Below are 1,503 nucleotides of genomic sequence, written 5' to 3' on the forward strand. Positions count from 1 at the left end.
CATCTTCCACCAGGAGCAGGCGAACTCGCTGCGCACCAACGGCGCCCTGTGGAAGGCCGGCTTGCGCCGGTCCGGGTGACCGTCACCCCAGCACTGTCCCAAAGGATATGAGAGCATGAACCGACGCTCGTTCGTCCGGTTGCTCGGCCTTGCGCCGACCGCCGCCATCCTGCCGCTCGCGGGCATCGCCACCGCCGTCGCCAAGCAGGCTGCCGAGACCGCAGGTCCCACCATCATCGACGGCGGCCGCATCATTAGCGGCTCCATCCGCGCCGACCAGATCGCCGCGACGTCCATCTGCGCCAGCAAGATCGACGTCGGCACGATTACCGCCGGCCAACTCAAGCGCACCAGCATCGACCAGGACGGCCAATCCCTGACGGCCTGAGTGCATCGCCCTAATCACTGATTCGCGAAGCGCTGTCGGCAGCCGCTCGCCTCCCTGAGCCACTGAGAGGGACTACCATGTCGAAGACTACCGTGAAGCCGACCGTCGCCATCGCCGGGCGCAACCTCAGCCTGCCCTACGGCGCGCAGATCGCCGTGTTCGAGCAGGGTGTCGACCTGTTCGAGACCGCCCGCATCAACGGGCCTGTCGCGGTGTCGGTCGAGGGTGCCGCCCCGGTCGATGCCACGGTGCAGGCCAAGCAGGTCGGCGCGCTGATCGATCTGATCAGCCAGTACGGTCCGCAGAGCCTCTACACCTACGCCCGGCCCTACAGCGCGCTCGGCCTGCTGCAGGCACTGACCGACGCCTCCGACGACGCGGTGCTCGACCTGACCAAGCTCTACACCGTGGTGCTGGTGACGACCCCGATCCCGTCCCCGGCGATGCCGATGTCCCCGGGCGCCTGATGCCGGACTTCCCGGCCTTTCCCACGCTCGGGTTGGGCGATTACGGGCCGGTCGCCCCGGGGTCGAGCCGGTCGGCGCGGCCGGCAGTGCTGACCGCCGGCTTCGGCGGGCGCTACAGCCAGCGCACCGGCGACGGCATCAACCCGCTGCCGCGCGACTTCGCGTTCCGCTCAGCGAAGCTGCGGGCAGACCAGATCGAGGCGCTCGACGCGTTCCTGCTGGGCCGGCGGGGCTACCTGCCCTTCACCTTCCTCGTCCCGGGCGAGGCGCGGCCACGCCAGTTCATCTGCCCGGAATGGACCACCGACTACGCAGACCGGTGCAAGTCGACCCTCACGGCCAGGTTCGAGGAGAACTTCGACCCATGACGGAGTTCGTCGTCGGCGGCGTCGAGCGCGCCCGCCCGCGCGTGCGCGGCGCCGCTCCGCCACCCAGCGCCGCGCTGCGGCGCGCCGGCCAGAGCCTGACACCGGGCGACCTCGTCGCCCTCTACGTCATCGACCTCGCCGCGATCGGCGTGAACCGCCAGTTCGCGTTCACCCCGGCGGTCGAGGGCGGTTCCGGTCCGATCCGCTTCCGCGGCATCACCTACGCCCCGCTCGACGTGACCTGCGAGGGCTTCGAGATGACGGCCGATGGGGCGATCCC

3 protein-coding genes and 1 pseudogene are annotated in these 1,503 nt (G+C 70.1%); all 4 read left to right on the plus strand.

What is annotated here, in order from left to right:
• Positions 1–115: 115 nt before the first annotated feature.
• Positions 116–388: a hypothetical protein gene (locus tag OWC43_RS23310; protein ID WP_393958664.1), complete on the plus strand. Its 273-nt coding sequence runs from the start codon at positions 116–118 to the stop codon at positions 386–388.
• Positions 389–465: 77 nt separating this feature from the next.
• Positions 466–855, plus strand: a complete 390-nt coding sequence (locus tag OWC43_RS23315) for a hypothetical protein (RefSeq protein WP_393958665.1) — start codon at positions 466–468, stop codon at positions 853–855.
• Positions 855–1,223, plus strand: a complete 369-nt coding sequence (locus tag OWC43_RS23320) for a phage tail protein (RefSeq protein ID WP_393958666.1) — start codon at positions 855–857, stop codon at positions 1,221–1,223. Before OWC43_RS23315 ends, OWC43_RS23320 begins: the two co-directional genes overlap by 1 nt.
• A pseudogene (locus OWC43_RS23325) lies at positions 1,220–1,503 on the plus strand (hypothetical protein); the annotation flags it as partial. The gene OWC43_RS23320 and the pseudogene OWC43_RS23325, both read left to right, overlap by 4 nt.

The organism is Methylorubrum sp. POS3 (assembly GCF_043352485.1).
GTDB classification, from domain to species: Bacteria; Pseudomonadota; Alphaproteobacteria; order Rhizobiales; family Beijerinckiaceae; genus Methylobacterium; species Methylobacterium suomiense.